The sequence below is a fragment of the Robiginitalea biformata HTCC2501 genome (assembly GCF_000024125.1).
Taxonomy (GTDB): Bacteria; Bacteroidota; Bacteroidia; order Flavobacteriales; family Flavobacteriaceae; genus Robiginitalea; species Robiginitalea biformata.
In genome coordinates, this window is record NC_013222.1 from 1,673,759 (window position 1) to 1,693,024 (window position 19,266).

Genomic DNA, 19,266 nt, shown 5'->3' on the forward strand with positions numbered 1-19,266 from the left:
ACAATCATTAAACATAAGGAAAGGCATTTGGTACAGGAAATATGGAGTTTAATATACAGTATTTTGTTTCATTTCATTTTAAACAGTTCGTCAATTTTAGATTTAGCACTTGCATCTGGTGCGACTTTATAGAACTCTGCAAGTAAATCCAATGACGTTGGCTTTTTTGGATATTGATTGTGTTCAAGAAAATTTTTTAGCGCTAAATTAACCTGGTCTTCACCCAGTACTTCAGCCAATTCAACCATCGCCAATGCTCCTTTTGAGTAAGCGATATGTGTTGCACCATAAGGCACCTCATAGAGTGGTGAATCTCCATATAACCCCTTTTCGTTCTCATAGATTTGTTGATGAATATGAAGACGTTCCTCCATGCGCTCTTCGCCATACATCTTTTTATATATCATCATTTCTGTATACATGGCTAAGGTTTCTGTAAGCATGGAAGCACCTACTCGTTTATCGGGGTTGATTTGACTATTTCCCCACCAAAGATGGGAAAGCTCGTGACCTGCTAATTCAGTGATCACATCTTTACCTGGATCGCTATTTACGTTAGCATGGAAAATCATATTTTCAGTCATGAATATGGTGGCTGGATATGCTGTCGCAGCAAACCCACTTGAAAAAGATGATACTTCTACAAAACTGATTTTTTCATATGGGTATGAACCAAAATTATCAATACAGTAATCTAAACTCAGTTTAGCATTATTCAATAACCGATCTACATTTTCAGGATGCTTTTCATTATAAAATATTTCAATCTGAATGCCCCTATGTATTAAATTTTTCTTTTGGTATTTCGCAGAGGCAAGCGAAAATCTAAAGGGTATGTTTTCTGCCTCATATTGATAATACGTTTTCCCATTCTCGGTCCAGGACTTTTGAAAATCACCGATTCCTATTGGTGTTTGATCTGTTTCCGTTGAAATTATCATGGTTAAATCAATGAAATCAGCCTTAGAGACTTCAGGGGCATCTATTGTATGGATGTGCGATGCTTTTCCCAATTGAAATTCCAATCGATTTTGCTCGTCTTTAATCTCATGATCGGATTGATAACCAAGTGTTGGATAATAATTACTAATCCTCATAAATGAGCCATTACCGACAATAGCATTAAAGGAATGATGACCGTTTACGGCAAACCATTGATACGACAGATTAAATTCTAAAGTGGCAGACTCATTCGGGAGCAATGGTGTGCTTAATTCAATTTCCGAAACAGGTGTATCAATTGAAATAGCATTGCCGTGTATGTTGAAGTTGGCGTATTCTATTTTTAAATCCGGATGAAAATTAAACAACACCTTATGTACTGGTTTTTCTGATAGATTCCGCAACACGTATGTCCCTTCAATTTCATAAGCGTTTTCAGATGGAAATAAATCAATTTTAGTGTTGACATCTGTAATTGTTGGTTGCGGTAGATCCTGGAACTGACGGTAGTTTTTTTCGTATTCAACGGCCTCCATAACCTTGGAATCCTCGTTTTTTGGCAAATAGCCTTCCATAAAGCCAATACCACTGAAAGCGCCTAATCCTGTAAAAAAAACCATAAGACCTACGTTCAACTTTGTCCATTGCTTCAATTTAAAATATGAAGTGATAATCCATAAAAACCCTACCAAACAAACCCCAAAAATTAAACGATAAGTGAATGCAGTTAGGTAAATACCATAGCCGTTAAAATCACTATAAAGCCCTTTAAATCCTGAAAAAAATTGCAATAATGGATAAGGCAACACCATTTTAACCAGAGGGGTTGTATAAACTATAACGGTAAGAATTGAAATACCTAAAGCAACGTATTTGTTATTTAGGACACTATTGATTAATAGTAAAAAAGACGCAAGTAAAATAAGCGGTAGGGTGTTAAACACTATAACGCCCCGAAAGGCTATCCAATCAATATGTGTATATCCATAACTTATTTGAAATAACAATGCCAAAACAAGGAGTAAGGCGGTAATAAAGACCAATAACGTACTTACAGAAATTAAGTGACCTTTTAATTTTGACCTGGACAAAAAAGTACTGTGCTCGATGAAGTGAAAATTAGTTGCACGACTTCTCCAGTATAAATCGTTAATAAAATAGACCAGGATGAAAGCTCCGAGCAATTGAAAACTTTGGGAAATAGAGGTGGCTAAAAGTCCTGAACTGGCATATTGCTCGGGTAAGCGTATGCCTTTATCGATTTCTGCATACATTTCCATGCCTACAAAAAACACCAACAGAATAGAAACGGCTACAACGGTTACACTTTTAAACAGGTAAATTAAATCGACCTTCGCAAAAGAGAGAGCAGACTTAACAATAGAGGGGCCACTAAAATCTAAATTGGGCGTTTTATCTACTGTTGACTTTGAAATTACGTCTGAAAGTACAAGCCTTTCTCGCTTTAGTTCTTTTTTGCTTACCGTTTTTGTAAAAGCGAAAAAACGATAAGTCATCGCTAAAAAAACAAAGGATACTAGCACATAAATACTTCGGTTTAAAGCCAGAAATCCAGAAAATGGAATGACGAATTCGTTTTTTTGTTCAATGGTGAAGTGTTTGGCTTCAAGGAAGTATGCTGACACTCCAAAAGGGTCTATTATTGATGATAGTTGCTGCACCTCTATCGATTGTGGAATACTTCCTGCCATAAATGGTGAATTGGAAAAAACTAATAACACCATATACAGCACATATAGTAACAAGCCGCCAACAACAACCAATAGTTTATTACGGGTCGTGTAAGCGACCATAAATAAAAAACTACACACAAAGAAGCAGTTTAATACACCAAAAATCAGAATGGGATATAGGTATGACCAGAAATCAAATCCTGGTTGCATTTCATTGCCCGTTCGCAAAGTTTGACCAAAAACAAACCCTGCGATTAGGATGACAAAACTTAACAGTGTTTTTGAGGCAAAAAAGGAGAACTTACCTAATAAATAGCTTTTCAATGACAACGGATATGAGAACAGCATCATATCAAATTTGGTATCCCATTCCTTGTACAAAATCTCTAAGGCGAATAAAATGGCAAGGAATATAATTGAAAGACTCAGTAAAGCCGTCATGAAACCGATAGTGTAAGGTGAGTTAAGAAAAATTCCTTCACCTGCTGATAAGTTGAATTTGTATCCACAGAACCATCCTATCAATAGCAATATTGAAGCTGTTAAGCTCAATACCCATCGGTTAATGCTATGTTTTAACTGAAACTGAAGAATAGCATTCACAACGAATTGTTTTGGGAAAGAACACTAAAATAAACGTGTTCAAGCAGCGGTTCTACTGGGGCAAAACCCTCAGGATGTTCCAGTGAATACACCGTAATCTGCGGTTGTCGCTCTATGAGTTGCTGGCTTATAACATTTAAGTTGGTTTGATAGAATGCCAATTCGTCGTTATCAATAGACTTTGACCAGACCTTGCCATTCAATTCCTGAATTAATTCTTTTGGCTTTCCTGATTTTAATATTTGACCTTTGTTTATAATGGTCATTTCTGAACACAGATTTTTTACATCCTCAACCAAATGTGTAGATAAAATCACAATAACTTCACTACTTATATTACTTAGAAGTGTGTTAAAACGATTGCGTTCTTCAGGATCAAGTCCTGCCGTAGGCTCATCGACAATAATAATTTGAGGATTACCCAATAAGGCTTGTGCCACACCAAAACGCCGTTTCATGCCACCTGAAAAAGCATGCACTTCCCTATCTCTGAAATTCCAGAGATTAACTTTTTCCAATAAAAATTGTATCTGGATATGACGCTCTGCTTTGTTGGTGATTCCTTTTAGTATGGCAATATGATTTAATAAGTCATAAGCATTCACATGGGGATACACACCAAAATCTTGAGGTAAAAAGCCGAGATTCTTTTTAATATAATCCGTCTTTTCTACTATATCAAGATCATTAAATTCAATAGAGCCTGAAGTAGGTTTTTGTAAACCCACAATGGTTTTCATTAAGGAAGATTTTCCTGCTCCATTTGGACCTAACAGACCAAACATACCATTTTTAATATCCAGAGAAATTCCATTAAGTGCTTTGTAACCGTTTTTGTATGTGAGATTGAGGTTGTCAATTTTTAAACGATTCATGATTTATATTACTTGATTGGTGCGAATTGACCAGGTCGATCCTTGTTTTGTTGCAATATGGAGTCTTTTCAAAATCTCTGATACGGATGAAATCACAGGTATATCAGGCTTTGTTTGCAAGCTCCATATCCATTCTTTGATTCAATTCGCTAGGATCCAATTTGAAATTTCATCCAGAAAATTGTCCACAAATTTTTTCGCCAGCATCGGATATTCTTCGCTGTTCCCGGTTGTCGCCTCCTGGAAAAAGTGGTTGGCTTTGTCGAATGTTATGAGGTGATACGCAGCCCCTGATTTCAGGAGTGCGTTTTCCATCCGGTCTTTATTCTGGTATATGGGTACCTGAGAATCCAATCCTCCAAACAATCCCAGTACAGGCACTTTTAACCGCTCATAATCTTTGGAAGGGTCATGGTAAAGAAAGGATGCAAGTGAAGGTAACCCATATACTATTTGAAGTTGATCAGCCCGGGCGCCCGCTTGCTGCCGGATATTTTGAATATCCCTCTCATCTTCTCCCGAATCCAGTTTTAATAGAATGGATTCAGTTGTTTGACTTAACAAGAGATGGGCCTGATCAATATGCTGGTTGTCCGAGATAGCCCGCATCAATTTATTGTGTGCCGACACATGGGCTTCAATCAGCGACCCGGAAATTTTGGACTGTTCGTACTCGTGCCTGACCTGATATAGAACAACTTCTACCAGCGGTACGGCTGGCGCGCCCATTAATATCACATTTTTAACAGCATCATTTCTCTCCGCAACGTGCGCGGCCAGGATTCCACCCTGGCTGTGTCCGAACAATATAAAATCCTGGAAAGAATGGATTTTTGCCGATTTAAAATGATCCATGATACCTTCCAGATCCCGTGAGAGATCCTCCATAGTGCTGTTTGCAAAATCGCCGGTACTACCTCCAACCCCTCTGTCATCATATCGAAAAGATGCGATTCCTTTTGATGCCAAATGCTCGGCTATAACTTTAAATATTTTAAAATCGTACAGGGTCTCATCACGGTCCTGGGGTCCACTACCGGAGCTCATAATGACCAGGGATTTCTCTTTGCGATTATCCGGAATCGTCAGGGTACCCCCAATGCGCTCCCCATTAATATGAATGACCAGGTCGATTGACTGTGATTCCAGTGGGGGCTTGGTTCCGGCCAAACAACCCAGCGTCATAAAGGAAAAAGCAAGAATTTTGAAAGGCTTCAATCTGATTATTTATCGGCAAAACAGCGGTACGTCAATTCCAGTGGGGAATCGTGGCTTACTTTCCGCCCAGGCCCTGGTTAATTTCAATTTCGCTTATCATTTCCTTTGCCACTATTGCCGCAGAGGGAAGAAACATAGTCGTTACGATTCGCGCATCGATCACCACGTCGTGTTTATCATTCAAATCACTTTTAGTCTGAAATAGTGCCCCGTTTTTTCTCAACTGATCCTCCAGCATTGCGGGTAATAAGGTTCCCTCTTTGGCCCAACTTTTGGTAACCTCGGTAGAGTTTGGGAACCCTGTTACCATTTTGCCTTTCACCATAAATTCACCATTGCCCAACTTAACATTAGCCAAGGCACCCGGGCCATGTCCGCACCCGCCAACGATTCCCCCATTTTCATAGATGTCAGCGATTATTTTTAAGAGGCCCTTATTATTGGCAACATCAAACAGGGGGCCGTATCCACCACCGATAAAAACGGCGTCGTAGTTTTTGGAATCCACGGATTCGGGGGTTAACGAATTTTCAACATTGCCATAAAAATTCTCGTATTTGATGGCATAACTGCTTATCCCCACAGGATCCATGGAAAAAGGTACTTCTCCGCCTGTAGGCGAAACAAAATCCACTTTGTACCCGTGGGAAACGAAAACGTGATAGGGAGGGGCTACTTCCCAAAGATTGTTACCGGCGAAGTGTTTTTCCGGGTCTCCCATATGTTCGGTATTTGATACTATAATGAGGACCCTTCCCTTTTCTTCTTCAGCATTGTTGCACGCAAGGGTAATCAAGGCTATCAAAAACGGTAAGATTGCTTTTTTCATTTTTAATGTATCTAAGGTTTGAACGATTAACTTCTGACGTGATATATTGCCAAACACGATTTATGAACGGCTATTTATTCTTTCGTTTTCCTCAACCTGCTGACCTCGAGTAACAGATCCTCTTCCTGCCCCTGCTTATACTTTTTTGACACTTCAACCCCCAGGAGGTAAGCATCAATAGCCTGCTCCTTTTGCCCTGTCTTTTCATATAATTTTGCCAGATGCGTTAGCAAACCAATGTAGGCAGGATAGGCTTCAGAAGCTCTTTCAAGTACTGTAATGGCTCCCAGGTCATTGTCCTTATTGACCAGTTCTGAGACCAGATTAAAATAATCTTCAGCCGGCCTGCGCGCCATTTCGCCATATTTGTTTTTTAGGTGCTCCTCTGTGGATAAAAAAGCAACAGCATTAAAATCATCAATCAAGTCTTCGCGACCGCTTAAATCTGAGAATATAAATCGGAGCCCCCGGTAATTTAAGATGAGCCTGGAAGCCATATGGCCTTCATCCCCAACTTCCTCATGAAGCCACCTGAAGTTTTCGGGGGCATGCTGTTTTATTACTTCAACGTACCGGGTCAGTTCCTGGCGCATCCCCCAGCCATCTCCACCGCCTATACCAAAGTATACGGTCTTATTCAGGTTTTCAATTGAAGGGAAAAATATTTTTGCTTGTGCGGTCATTTCTTCCTTATTCCACCAGAGTGCGGGGGCCTCTATGATGAAAGCATCAAAAAGACCCGGGCTTTCCATAAGCGTATACGTACCGAAAAGACCCCCAAAAGAATGTCCTTCCAGGATGCGAAACGGATGTGTTCTGTAATTGGCATCCACAAAGGGAATCAATTCCTCGCTTAAAAACCTGAGAAACTCCGGGGCACCTCCACTTTGGGGGATGCCTGCATTTCCAGTACCCCCATGAACCTCCTGTCCTGCATTGGAAGGGGTTAAATCCCTATTTCTGTCCAAACTTTCGATCCCGACCACAATTACAGGAGGGATCAACCCCGCTTCTGCCAAAAGCTCTACAGTCCCAACCGTATGCTTTATATTTTGTAAACCGTCCAGTACATATAGCACCGGGTACCTGGCATAGGTAGTATTGTAGCCAACGGGCAATGAAATGATAACCGGGCGATCCTCTGGTAAAATAGATGACTCTACAATGTGCTGCCTACCCAGGCCCAGAAGTTGTCCATCCCCGGTCAAGTCTATTTTTTGGGCTACCTGTGCACTGGCATGATGCAGGCAACATGCCATAGCGACAAAGAGTATGATGTGATGGATTATCGTAGGTTTCATTTTTGAGACACCCTGACATTCTTATAAGATTCTGTAGCTCCTTTGACGAGCATGTACAAGGTCAATCCAACCTCTCCGAGGACCGCAGCAACACCGACAATTAACGCGGTGTAGTGCTCATAGCCCGGGACGTTAAAATTCCCAAAAGATTCAATGAGATAGCCCGCGGCGGCCCCCAGCATAAACCCTCCAAAAATCTTTGGAAACACCCCGGTTCTGTAAATGAGAATCCCGAGTAATAAGCAGTGTACGCCAAAAAAACTACCGGCAAGCAGATAGCCATAATGGTGGGCGTCCAAAAAGGAGGCGCTTATTTGCTGCACCTGTGCTGTATCCAATGAACTTAACAGGCTGTCGGACTCCAGCACCTTCAGGGCCATGTAGTGGTTTAATAAATTCAGACTTCCGATGGCCGGATGTGCAATAAGCCTGAAAGCCGATGAAACCATGGCAAGGGTCTTATCAAAGGGTTTGAAAATTTTGTACAGCATCACGGCTATCACGGTATCCAGCAGGAATGCAATCAAGTCTGTGGTTAAGCCCAATTGAAACAACCCCTTATTCTGGAGTAGGTTGTTGGCTGTTTCCACAGCATTTCCCGGTACGATGAGCGTTCCTCTCACGTACCCCTGGCTAAACCCTGCACAAATGATGACCAGTAGATAGAGCAACCCCGTAAAGCGGATTAGTTTTACACTTGCAAATGCTTTAACGATAGTCATCACTTCCAAACAACTTTTGATCAGAAGCAAATTTCATTATAAGCCCCAACTTATTATTGACTTTTTGTGCCAATGGTTTGATATTTCGGGACAGGATTGAGTTTATGGACTTTTTCTATATGCGGTTGGAGAAGTTCCTGTCCATCTTTTAAATGCCCTGTTAAACGCACTTTGTTCGGAAAACCCGGTTAAAAAAGCTATTTCACCAACGGACTGGTTTGAGTTGGAAAGTAAATTCAGAGCAGTTTCTTTCTGTTTTTTTTGAATGAGTTTTCTAAAAGTAAGATTTCTTTCAGAAAGCCTTCTTTTCAGTGTTCTAGCACTCATATTAAGAAACTCACTAACTTGTTCTATACTTGGAATCCCACTGGATATGGATTGGTTAAGCAAATTGTCAATTTTTTTCATTAGAATATCTCCTTCAATCTTCAATTTGGATTTTTCCTCCTCCATTCTCTCAACAAGAAATTGGTGAATAAAGCTATCCGCCTTAATTGTAGAAACATCGAGGTCCCCGGATCTAAAGGTCAGAGCATTTTGGGAGGCTTCAAATACAATCGGACAATCGAAGTATTCAGAAAAAGAAACTTTGCCAACATTCTTGTGTTTAAAACATACCTGGAGTGGTTTTATTGGCTTTCCACTAACCTCGCGCAAAACCCCAATAAGCATAACAAATGTCGCTTCATTGGCTGTTTTTATACCAGGTCGGTACACCTCACGATTTAATATTAATTTTATCCGTGCCGAACCTTCTTCAATGGTGATACTGCCATCATTTGTAACCAACACCATATAGCGTTTTACGTTTCTGAGAACATCTGTCGCTTTCAAACAAGTCTTCCAGGACAGACCCAGTGTACCATAATCATTTGAATTAAGTTGCTTCCCCTGCCTGAGCCCGAAACCTGGAACAAGTTCTTGTTCAGCTCTTTCGTAAACCTCCAAGAGTAACTCCATTGGGATATGTGCATCCTTCTTGAGATCGGGATCAACGGAGTCCGTAAAATCTATGCTTAGGCCTTCTTCCTGCCCTAGGGCAATAGCCTTTTTATAGATGGTAGCAGAAACAAATGCCATAGGGAGTTATGAATTTAATTCTTCAACACTTTCTCCTGTGAGTACTTCTTCATCATAGACTATGGAATCTCCAATAAGAACATTATAGTTTTTGACTTTGATATTTAAAAAACACAGGATTTTATAATGTGCTAGAGGAAAAATGGTCTAGGGTAGGGTACTTCCATCCTTATATTGATAAGGAACTTATTTTTGCTTCTGATAAATTAAGGTTTTCAGTTAAATATACGGGTTGACCAACACCTAAAAAATTGGAATTACCTGTTTCAGTCTATCTCTTTAAGCAGATTTTCAGCCTCCTTTTTTAATTGCTCCTTCGAAATCAATTCATTTGCGATTTGCCTTGCTTTCTCCCTGTTCTTCAATAATAAATGGGTTTTAGCAAGTAGCAGCTGCAAGTTTTCATTATAAAAATGTGGAGAGGTCAATTCCACTATTTCAACGCCTTTCAACAAAGCCTTTTGATCTTCTTTTGAGGCTAAAATTTTGTAGTATCCCCACATAGCGATCAATGGAATATCATAAGCTTCGGTGTTTTCTGCCAATTCCTGTTCTGCCCACGCAATGGATTTTGTTTCGTCCAAAAAATCTTGGATTAGGTAGATGCTCTTTTCATCCTTGTAAAGGGACCTTTCAGTGGGCTTTATTCCCAGGGCCTTCACTACCTCCTCAGCAGACCGGGTGGTGGAAAACGGATTTTGACCGGTTATGAATTTGCCGGATACAGCTACATGGGAAAGCATGAAATCGGCCTGGCTGAAAACAGCGCCCCTGGATTTTAGTTTATCTTCCAGTTTAAAAGGGAATTCAGCAACCCATTTCTTGCCAAAGAGTTCTTCTTCGATATTACAGAATCCGGTGACCTCAATACCCTTGATGATGTAATGGTCACCATCCTTCACATTGACAAAGGCCGCCGGACCGTGGCAAACCGATGAAATCACCGTGCTGTCCCTTCGATAGAGATCCAATATGATGTCCTGGAGGGAAGGGTCATAGGGCAGATCGAACATGGCGCCTTTTCCCCCGACCACATAGATGGCATCGTAACGGGTTGGGTCTACCTGGGAGGTTGCTGTCGTATTTTCCAATACCTCCAGAATTTTCTGGTCCTCGAGTGCCGCCATGTTGTAGGCCTTCTCCTTATTAAACTTATCCGCTTCCACCTTTCCTCCTTTAGGACTGGACACGTCGATATGAAGACCGTTTTGCTTAAAAATCTGGTAGGCTTGCGAAAACTCATCGAATTCAAATCCCGGCCGGGTCGCACCCAAATCTTTGCCATAACTGCTTACGACCATCAAGACTTTTTTCTGGTCGGGATGGGTTTGGGAAAGAAGCAGAATGGGTAAAAAAAAGGCAATGTATAAAATAGAGTTTTTCATTTTTTTATTTTTTCGGATTGTATGGAGAACACGAATAAAGCACGTTTATGTTACTTCAAAGGATGAGTAATCCAAATCGCGTTTCAATTAATTTGTTTATGATATGAGGGTTGTTCGAAATTTATCGACCTTGGAATGCATGTCCTTTTTGATTCCTTCATTATTGATTTCTCCGTCCTTAAATTGATCGTAGAAGGAGGGCAATGAAAAGGTATCCGTAATGCTGGCGCCCATGTACGGGAAGTACGTGCTGGCCGCCTGGAGGACGGTGGCTCCCCCCCGGCCACCCGGGGAGGTAGCCATCAGGAGCATGGGTTTTTCCCTCCAGATTTTCGTGTTGATGCGCGATAACCAATCGATGGTGTTCTTGAATACCGCGGAGTACGACCCGTTGTGCTCTGCCAGGGACAGGATAAAACCATCCGCGCGGTCGAATACTTCATTCAGTCTTTTTACACTCGGGGGTATCCCATTTTCTGCTTCGTAGTCCACCCCGAATATGGGTAGCACGTAATCATTTAAGTCTATCGGGATTACTTCAACATCATCGAGCAACTTGCAGGTATAGTCAATAAGCATATTATTGATCGAGTTTTGACTGTTGCTCCCTGCGATGGTGATTATTTTTTTCATGATTATTATTTTTTGGAGATGAGACGATCTACTGAGAATTGGCCGCTTCCGCTGACAAGGATGCTCAATGCAAGCCCGATGACCAGCAACGAGTATTCATATCCCTCACCCGCCTGGTTGCCGAACCAATTCATGAAGAAACCGTGCTCGATCTGCGTGGTGAAAATGATGCCGGTAAACATGCCGGCCAGCGACAGAGCCCAGAACCTGCTCAGCAAACCGAGGATCAAAGACAGTGAGCCAAAGAATTCTATCAGGATTACCGAAAAAGCTACGATTACGGGTAACTCCATTTGGGTGGTCAAAAGGTCCATGGTAGCCGAAAACCCGGATCCCCCAAAGAGTCCCAGCAGCTTTTGTGCGCCGTGTGGTAAGATGACCAGCCCCAGGGTCAGCCGGGCCGCGGTGGGCCCCAGGTTTGGTTTCGTTTTTGAAAGCATTTTTACATAATTTTTCATGACTTAATTATTTACAATGGTTTATAGTATGGTGCGGTAATACACACCGAAAGAATGTTTTTCGACAGGGCTCGGGCCGTATTGGTCCAGGTCATACCCGATACCGAACTGATGCCCTTTGATGGACACCCCTCCCCGTAATTGTTGAAAACTGCGTGAATGCCGCTTCAAGTTGTCCCAGACAGTAAGGAACTGACCGTTGATCCAAAGGGATACCTTCCCGCTCACCGGGGTATTGAACTGGATTTGGGCAAAGGTTTCTGCATACCCCCTTTTTGTCCGCTGGTAGTGACCCACCGTGGGGAGTACCACCACGAGAAGCCTGGGAGTCTTTACAGTGAATTTGGCCGTAAGGCGCTGTGCAAAACCCGATATACTGTTGTAATACAGGGACGGGCCGATGGATACGCGTTTGTTGAGGTTCCAGAATACGGTGGGTTGGACGCCTACCTCATCGAACACCTCATTTTCTTCATCATTGAATTTTTGAAAAAAGGCAAGGGTTGCGCTGCTGAGGGTTTCTTTCTCATTGACGGGGTAACTGGCATAAAGGGTGAAATCCGTTTTGTCGAATCCTGAAAACAACTCTGCCTGAGTGAATTGCGCATTCAGATAATTGGCAAGCCCAAGGATGAAGGCGGATGAGATGGTTGCTATTTTTTTCATGCTTCAAATCTCCCGCTGGGAGGCATGAAAAAAAATAAAGTAGTTTAAGACTTGGGCTTTCTGTTGACTTTGGAGACGATCTGACTCATAAATTCAGGGGTTATTCCGATATAACCCGCCAAATCCTTTTGGGATATACGCCTGACGATATGGGGGTATTTTTTCTTGAAATACACATATCGTTCCTCTGCTGTCAGGGATATTCCCTGGTTGCTGCGCTTGATGTAACTGATTAACGACCGCTGATACAGGATGCGGTAAAACCGCTCAAATTTTGGGATTTCCTGGTACAACAAGTCGTGGTTCGTTTTGGAAATTGCCAGTATTTCAGAATCTTCTATCGCCTTGATATAGTAGTTGGTAGGCTCCCTGGTCATAAAACTGGCAATGTCTCCCGTCCAGTAATCCTCGACGGCAAACATGGAAACATGCGGTACCCCGTCCAGATCCAGGGTATACACCTTGAGACAGCCCCTGGTGATAAAATACTCATAGGAAGTGATATCACCGGCCTGCATCAGAAATTCCCGTTTCCCGACCGTTATGGGGGTAAGCAGGGAGATGAACTTTTGCTTTTCAAGCCGGGTTAAATCGATAAACCGGCTCACATTATCTATAATCAGGTTGTATGGGTCGTCGCTATTCAAGGTGGCATCGTTGATTCTTTAAAGTTAAGTAATTGACATTAGTATTTCCGGTTGCATATAAATCCATGAATTTCATCTGCAGGGATTTAACCCGTCTTTTCGCGGGCCTTAAGTACGGCAGAACGGGTGTATTTTGTACCTTATGGAAATCATAGCAAACAGATGCTTAATCCAGTAAGTGCTCCCTGGCTTTGAAATATATCTCGATCAACCTGTACCGGAAAATGGTAGACTGTGCGCTTGCCGAGGGCGTGAGCGAAGGCGCGTTGAAACAGCTGCCGACGCCCCACGATGCCCTGGAGGGGATCCAGGCCGTGCCCGCCGACCATTTTTTTGAGTTACATGAAATCCTGGACCGGGAGTTGGGGCCCGGGTTCGCCATCCGGGTTGGCCAGCAAATGAAAATAGCAGATTACGGGGTTCTGGGCCTCTCCTGGCGTACCTGTTCCTGGGCCGGGGAGATCTTTGAGCGCAGCGAACGCTATTTTAAATTGCTTTCGGATACCTATGTTTTTAAGGTGGAAAAAAAAGGAGTCACTTCCGTGATCCATTTGCTCCGGGAGCCCCACCGGAGGGGACTGGAGCTTTCCAACGAGGCGACCCTTTCGGCAACCGTAGTAGTTTTGAGGGCCATGACCGAAACGGATATTTCGCCCATACAGGTAGCTTTCAAACACAGCCCGCCCGCCGACATCAGTAGCTATACCGCGGCATTCAGTTGTTCGGTACGCTTCAACCAGGCGGGTTACTCCATAACGTACCACACATCTGATCTGGAGACCCGGACTGCCAAAGCGGACGCGAGCATCAACAGGTTTCTGGTGGAACGGGTGGAGGAGGAAACCCACGGCCTGGTGGTTTCGGCCAATAAGGTTGCGATGGATGTGGAGAACCTTATTCAGGATGCTTTGCCCAGCGGAATTCCCAGCATCCATGATGTGGGGGTCCATATGGGAATGAGCAACCGGACCCTGACGCGAAGACTCCGCGAGAACGGGATCTCCTTCCGGGATCTTATCCAACGAACCCAGGAGCGCGTGGCCCGGGAATTATTGCTGGATCCCCGGCGCAGCATTTCGGAAATCGCCTTCGAAACCGGTTTCTCTGAACAGAGTACCTTTAGCCGCGCCTTTAAGCGCTGGACCGGCCAGTCACCCCTCGAATTCCGAAACAGGAAATAGTTTTTCTTCTTTTGGCGGAATCTGCCAAAACATTGGCGTAAAGTGCCAAGCATGCCTGTTGGGTTGCCCGTAGTTTTACATCGTTAAAATTCAGGCAACCATGGACATCACACTCAAAACCATCCTACTCTTCGGTTCGGTCATCCTGACCGGCCTCTCCGCAGGCTTTTTCTATGCCTGGTCGGTATCGGTAATACCCGGGACCGGGAAGGTCCCGGACCTGACCTACCTGGAAACCATGCAATCCATCAACCGGGCTATTCTGAACCCGGCCTTTTTCCTCGTTTTCTTCGGAAGCCTGGTTCTGCTGAGCCTGGCGAGCATCTATGAGTTCCATACCAGCCGCCTGGTTTTCGGGTTGGTGCTGGGGGCTCCAATTACGTACCTCCTCGGAACATTCGGGGTGACGGCAATGGGGAATGTCCCCCTGAACAACCAGTTGGACGTTTTGGATCTCGCCCAAATGAATGCGGAGCAAATCGGGGAATTCCGGGAGTACTACGAAACCCGCTGGAACCGCCTGCACGGGATACGGACCGTATTTGCGGTAGTCGCATTCCTGGGGGTTTCCCTGGCACTTTTTTTCAAATGAACTACTTGGCCGGGAATCGATTGGCAATCACAAAGAAATAGTAACCAGAAATATTTATAAAGATGAAACACAATGTATTAGTTATCGGAGGCACCGGTAAAACCGGGAGCCGGGTAGCCCAACGGCTTGAGGAAGCGGACCATCAGGTGCGAATCGGATCAAGAAACAGTCATCCCGCATTTGACTGGGACGACCCGGCCACCTTTGCCCCTGCATTAAAGGGTATGGATCGGGCGTATATCGTTTATTATCCCGACCTGGCCGTGCCCGGGGCCAGGGAGGCTATTTCCGCCCTGACGGAGGCAGCCCTGAAAGAAGGCCTGGAAAAGGTGGTTTTGCTCTCGGGCAAAGGAGAAAAAGAAGCCGAGGCCTGCGAAGAGATCGTCGCTAATTCCGGTCTGAATTATACCCTGGTCCGCGCTTCCTGGTTCAACCAGAATTTCAGTGAAGGGGCGTTCCTTGAACCGGTACTGGCTGGACAGGTTGCCCTGCCCATGCCGGATGCCGAGATCCCTTTTGTGGATGCGGATGACATTGCCGATGTAGTTGCCAGGGTGCTCGTGGATGATACCTATAATGGGCAGACCATCACGGTTACCGGCCCCCGGAAAATGACCTGGAGTGAAGTTGTTGCAGCCATGGCAAACGGAATTGGAAAGGAGATCCGGTACCAACCCATTTCCATTGAAGAGTTCAAAACCGGCATGAAAGCTGCCGGATTGCCGGATTCCTATGTGTGGTTGTTTGGCTACCTCTTTGAAGAAGTGTTGGGAAATCCTGATAACCAGGAAGTGTCCGACGATGTGGAAAGGGTCCTGGGGCGGAAGGCCACTGATTTTAAGGACTACGTGGAAAAAACGAAGGCGACAGGCGTTTGGGATCAACCGATACCCCAGGCCTTATAAAACAAACGGAATGAAAAAAATGAAATTTCTCAGAGCGACGATCTCAGCCCTGATCGTCTGGGCGATAGGCGTTACGGCTTACGTCTGTTCGTATATGATCCCCTTGATGGAGAACCCCGATACACAGGCCAATTGGGTGCTGACCCTCGCACTGATCCCAGCCACCGCCCTTGGGGCCTCTTACTTTTATATGGGAGGTTTTCGTATAAATGGCCTGATACTGGGTGCGTTTATGTTCGGGGTAACCATCCTGCTCGACGCCTGTATCACCGTCCCGGTATTGATCGTCCCGGCAGGCGGGGATCACCTTTCCTTTTTCTCGGATCCGGTATTCTGGCTGATTGGGTTGGAGTATGTCGGGTTGATTGTACTGTATGCGCAAACAATTGTGAAAATGAAGCATGCCCCAGGTACAGGCAGATGATCTTCCAGCTGCTGCTTGGTGAGACCACGTTTCCTTCGATGCGCTCCGTTTTCCTTTGTGCTCCCGCCTGAAAATGCAAACCCTGGTTTGCGATTTGTGAACCTGCTAGAATTGATTTTTTAGAGATAGATATTGTGATTTTTATCAAAGACCGCATCCAATTTCCAATTTACACTGGCACTTTTTTTTGTGGTACCAGGCTGTTCACAGTAACATTTAGTAGTCTTCTTTATCTTTAATCTTGAAGCAATCAAAAAATGAAAAGGACATTACTGATTTTACTGTTACTCCTTGCAGCCTGCGGGGAAAAGGATCGCCCTAAAGCCACTTCGCAAGATTCACTAAATAATCAAATCGCTCAAATTGATCTTATCGAAAAAAACCTCGTCCCGGTGCACTACCTCAGGGACAGCGATCCCTACAAGTCCATACTGCAGCACATGCAGGAAGATGTTATTCCAGGGGTCAGCATGGCTTTTATAGACCATGGTGCAGTTTCCTGGCAACGCACCTACGGGTATGCCAATCTGGAAGACTCCGTACGGGTAAACTCATCTACGGTGTTCAATGGGGCATCCCTGAGCAAACCCGTAACCGCCATGGCAGCCCTAGACCTAGTAGAGGAGCGAGTATTGTCCGTGGATGAGGATGTCAATACTTATCTCCGGGGATGGCAGGTACCGGACAACCCATTCACCAAAGAAGAAAAAGTAACCCTCAAGCGACTCATGGGGCATACGGCAGGTTTTGACCGGTATGTACAGTCTTCATTCTTTCCGCACGAAACGTTGCCGACGATCACCCAGATGCTTGCGGGGGAAGCACCTTCGGTAGACCCACCGGTTTCGCTGGTATATGTCCCCGGACAGAAACAAATCTATTCGAACCCCGGGTATTCCGTAATGGAAAAGCTCATCGAGGATGTGACCGGCAAGGATTTTAATGCGGTCCTCACCGAACGGATATTCGAACCCAGCGGCATGATCTACAGTTCCTTTGAGCAGCCAGTTCCGGACCGCCTGTCCCAGCAGATGGCAACAGGATATTCCAACGACCTGGAGCCTTATCCTTATAAACTCTTCCCCTATAAAGCGGCCGGCGGCATCTGGACGACCCCTACGGATTTGGCTAAGTTTTTAGGAACTCTATTGGAAGACCACCAAACCGGCAGGGATGCCATCCTGTCTCAGACAATGGCAGATAGTGTTTTTTCCAAATCGTCCACCAGATGGGGCTTTGCAAAGATATATAATGATGAAAGCCCGGATGTGCTGATCGAGCATTGGGGGAGCAATTCAGGGTTTACCTGCTATATGGTCGCATCCCCCGTACATCGTCAGGGACTGGTCATCATGACCAATAGCGACAACGGCATGTCGCTGATGAGTTATATCACCCGGGCGGTTGCCGCGGCATACGGCTGGGACTTTTTCCAGCCAAAGGTATTGGATCCCATGGTCATGGATAGCTCGCTAATTAAGGCGTTTGTTGGGAAATATAAAGGTGGGGATGAACTATTGGAGTTTGATTTGGTTGCGGGTTCCCTGAGTTTTTCGCGTCCGTCCGGTCTTCCTAAAAGGCTGGTTACCGTGGCAGAAAACCAATTTGTTTCGCCGGATAATAACACGCTTTTCGAATTCCTGGAGAACCAAGCGGGTGAGGTGAAGTATGTGCGAATGACCTGGGCTGACGGGTATAACAGTGATTACATCAGGCAATAGGCGCTTATTGTCTGAGGGAACCGAACTGGTTTGATACCTCTTTCTTAGATTCGGCTTAACTTGACTGCCTAGCTCATCCCCGCCACAAAAAATAATACAAACCCGACCGTCATTACAATCAAAATCAGGACGATGATGGTGGTCCAAGGGAACCTGTTTTCCCTGGATAATGTGGTCTGGTTCCTGAAATCAGCGTCTTTTCGGCCTTTGGTACCCATGGGGGCGCTATCCTTAGCTCTCCATTTTGACTTTTTTCCTTTCTTCTTCATGGTTCGTACGTTTGTCTTTCCTATAAGTTCTCAATTCTTTTCAGTATATCCGGACGCTAAACTCACAACTTTTAGGACATTTGCTGAAACGGCCGTGCGCTTTTGTTTCCCATGACCGCTTAATAACGCGAGCATCTGACGCGTACCTGAAAAACAAAACCCCGCAACATGTGTTGCGGGGTTTGCGCTTTAAGTGACCACGCCAGGATTCAAACCTGGAACCTTCTGAGCCGTAATCAGATGCGCTATTCAGTTGCGCCACGTGGCCTTGGGATTTCCCTCAAAAAGGGATGCAAATATATTTCTTTTTACATTTAGCGCAAAATAACCCAGCGGCTAAATACATGAATTTTAAGGACTACATCCGGGACATTCCCGATTTTCCCAAAAAGGGGGTGGTTTTCAAGGATATAACACCCTTGCTGGAAGACCCGAAGGCATTTCGGGAAACTGCGGCCGCCCTGTTGGCGTTTACCGATGGGCTCAAGGTGGATAAGGTGGTGGGTATCGAAAGCCGGGGGTTCTTCTTTGCGCCCCTGTTGGCCGATAGACTCGGGGCCGGGTTTATTCCCGCGCGCAAGCCGGGGAAGCTGCCGCATCGCATCCACAGGAAGGAATACGACCTGGAATACGGCACGGATGCCCTTGAGTTGCACGCCGAGAGCATTTCGCCGGGCGATCGCATCCTGGTGCACGACGACGTGCTGGCTACCGGGGGCACGGCCCGGGCCATCTGCGACCTGGTCACGGAGCTCGGGGGGGAGGTGGTGCAGTGCAACTTCCTCATTGAACTTTCTTTCCTGAAGGGCCGCACGCGTCTGGACGGCTTCCCGTTGAAAAGTCTGATAACCTATTGAACGTGGCCGTGGCCATTGTGTAATCTCAAAAATTGAAGGAAGGTTTGCAACGGGGATCGCCCTGCTGAACCGGTTAATCCAGGGCGCGGGTGGTGACGTAGTACCGCCACCCGATGAGGGCCAGTTGCCATTTGGAGGCGTTGGCCAGGTCCAGTTGCCGCTTGCTGAAGGAGGGTAGCAACCACTTGTTTAGTTTGGCCAGGAACCGGAAAAAAGATTTGCGCATACTCCTAATATAGGAATCTTACAGAATAAAAAGACCGC

Annotated in this window: 20 protein-coding genes and 1 tRNA gene; 6 read left to right on the forward strand and 15 right to left on the reverse strand. The window is 44.9% G+C overall.

Annotated features, from left to right (window positions below; translation table 11 throughout):
• Positions 1-68: 68 nt before the first annotated feature.
• The 12 genes from RB2501_RS07425 to RB2501_RS07480 form a co-directional block, all read right to left on the reverse strand.
• Positions 69-3,239: a M1 family aminopeptidase gene (locus RB2501_RS07425; protein ID WP_041327068.1), complete on the reverse strand. Its 3,171-nt coding sequence runs from the start codon at positions 3,237-3,239 to the stop codon at positions 69-71.
• Entirely contained in the window at positions 3,236-4,114 is an 879-nt protein-coding gene (locus tag RB2501_RS07430; protein ID WP_015754151.1) for an ABC transporter ATP-binding protein, read from the reverse strand. Before RB2501_RS07430 ends, RB2501_RS07425 begins: the two co-directional genes overlap by 4 nt.
• 141 nt (positions 4,115-4,255) lie before the next feature.
• Complete coding sequence (locus RB2501_RS07435) at positions 4,256-5,332, reverse strand: alpha/beta hydrolase family protein (protein ID WP_015754152.1); 1,077 nt, start codon at positions 5,330-5,332, stop codon at positions 4,256-4,258.
• A 55-nt stretch (positions 5,333-5,387) separates the two neighbouring features.
• On the reverse strand, positions 5,388-6,161 hold the full coding sequence (locus tag RB2501_RS07440) for a type 1 glutamine amidotransferase domain-containing protein (protein ID WP_015754153.1): 774 nt from the start codon (positions 6,159-6,161) through the stop codon (positions 5,388-5,390).
• 74 nt (positions 6,162-6,235) lie between these two features.
• On the reverse strand, positions 6,236-7,462 hold the full coding sequence (locus RB2501_RS15785; RefSeq protein ID WP_015754154.1) for an alpha/beta hydrolase-fold protein: 1,227 nt from the start codon (positions 7,460-7,462) through the stop codon (positions 6,236-6,238).
• Entirely contained in the window at positions 7,459-8,184 is a 726-nt protein-coding gene (locus RB2501_RS07450) for a DUF4386 domain-containing protein (RefSeq protein ID WP_015754155.1), read from the reverse strand. The genes RB2501_RS15785 and RB2501_RS07450 overlap by 4 nt, the downstream gene beginning before the upstream one ends.
• A gap of 102 nt (positions 8,185-8,286) precedes the next feature.
• Complete coding sequence (locus RB2501_RS07455; RefSeq protein WP_015754156.1) at positions 8,287-9,264, reverse strand: AraC family transcriptional regulator; 978 nt, start codon at positions 9,262-9,264, stop codon at positions 8,287-8,289.
• Positions 9,265-9,530: 266 nt separating this feature from the next.
• Positions 9,531-10,649 (reverse strand): type 1 glutamine amidotransferase domain-containing protein, encoded by a 1,119-nt coding sequence (locus RB2501_RS07460; RefSeq protein WP_015754157.1) that lies wholly within the window; start codon positions 10,647-10,649, stop codon positions 9,531-9,533.
• A 96-nt stretch (positions 10,650-10,745) separates the two neighbouring features.
• Positions 10,746-11,282, reverse strand: a complete 537-nt coding sequence (locus RB2501_RS07465) for an NADPH-dependent FMN reductase (RefSeq protein WP_015754158.1) — start codon at positions 11,280-11,282, stop codon at positions 10,746-10,748.
• Positions 11,283-11,287: 5 nt separating this feature from the next.
• Entirely contained in the window at positions 11,288-11,740 is a 453-nt protein-coding gene (locus RB2501_RS07470) for a DoxX family protein (RefSeq protein WP_015754159.1), read from the reverse strand.
• A 21-nt stretch (positions 11,741-11,761) separates the two neighbouring features.
• Complete coding sequence (locus tag RB2501_RS07475; protein WP_015754160.1) at positions 11,762-12,406, reverse strand: hypothetical protein; 645 nt, start codon at positions 12,404-12,406, stop codon at positions 11,762-11,764.
• A gap of 44 nt (positions 12,407-12,450) precedes the next feature.
• Positions 12,451-13,053: a Crp/Fnr family transcriptional regulator gene (locus RB2501_RS07480; protein WP_015754161.1), complete on the reverse strand. Its 603-nt coding sequence runs from the start codon at positions 13,051-13,053 to the stop codon at positions 12,451-12,453.
• Positions 13,054-13,244: 191 nt separating this feature from the next.
• On the opposite strand from RB2501_RS07480, the gene RB2501_RS15790 reads away from it, so the two are divergent.
• From RB2501_RS15790 to RB2501_RS07505, 5 genes are all read left to right on the forward strand, one after another.
• Positions 13,245-14,234, forward strand: a complete 990-nt coding sequence (locus tag RB2501_RS15790) for an AraC family transcriptional regulator (protein WP_015754162.1) — start codon at positions 13,245-13,247, stop codon at positions 14,232-14,234.
• A 100-nt stretch (positions 14,235-14,334) separates the two neighbouring features.
• Complete coding sequence (locus RB2501_RS07490) at positions 14,335-14,826, forward strand: anthrone oxygenase family protein (protein ID WP_015754163.1); 492 nt, start codon at positions 14,335-14,337, stop codon at positions 14,824-14,826.
• 62 nt (positions 14,827-14,888) lie between these two features.
• Positions 14,889-15,731 carry an NmrA family NAD(P)-binding protein gene (locus RB2501_RS07495; RefSeq protein ID WP_015754164.1) on the forward strand — a complete coding sequence of 281 codons (843 nt, stop codon included), beginning with the start codon at positions 14,889-14,891 and terminating at the stop codon, positions 15,729-15,731.
• Positions 15,732-15,741: 10 nt separating this feature from the next.
• Positions 15,742-16,155, forward strand: a complete 414-nt coding sequence (locus tag RB2501_RS07500) for a hypothetical protein (RefSeq protein ID WP_015754165.1) — start codon at positions 15,742-15,744, stop codon at positions 16,153-16,155.
• A 257-nt stretch (positions 16,156-16,412) separates the two neighbouring features.
• Positions 16,413-17,876, forward strand: coding sequence for a serine hydrolase domain-containing protein (locus RB2501_RS07505; protein ID WP_015754166.1), 1,464 nt, complete (start codon positions 16,413-16,415; stop codon positions 17,874-17,876).
• Between the two features lie 68 nt (positions 17,877-17,944).
• On the opposite strand, the gene RB2501_RS07510 is transcribed toward RB2501_RS07505, so the two are convergent.
• On the reverse strand, positions 17,945-18,145 hold the full coding sequence (locus tag RB2501_RS07510) for a hypothetical protein (protein ID WP_041327069.1): 201 nt from the start codon (positions 18,143-18,145) through the stop codon (positions 17,945-17,947).
• Positions 18,146-18,339: 194 nt separating this feature from the next.
• A tRNA-Arg gene (locus tag RB2501_RS07515) sits at positions 18,340-18,413 on the reverse strand.
• A gap of 76 nt (positions 18,414-18,489) precedes the next feature.
• Between RB2501_RS07515 and RB2501_RS07520 the strand changes: the two genes are divergently transcribed.
• Positions 18,490-19,002 (forward strand): adenine phosphoribosyltransferase, encoded by a 513-nt coding sequence (locus RB2501_RS07520; protein WP_015754168.1) that lies wholly within the window; start codon positions 18,490-18,492, stop codon positions 19,000-19,002.
• A gap of 73 nt (positions 19,003-19,075) precedes the next feature.
• Here the strand turns inward: RB2501_RS07520 and RB2501_RS07525 are convergent, their stop codons facing one another.
• Complete coding sequence (locus RB2501_RS07525) at positions 19,076-19,228, reverse strand: hypothetical protein (RefSeq protein WP_015754169.1); 153 nt, start codon at positions 19,226-19,228, stop codon at positions 19,076-19,078.
• Between the last annotated feature and the right edge of the window lie 38 nt (positions 19,229-19,266).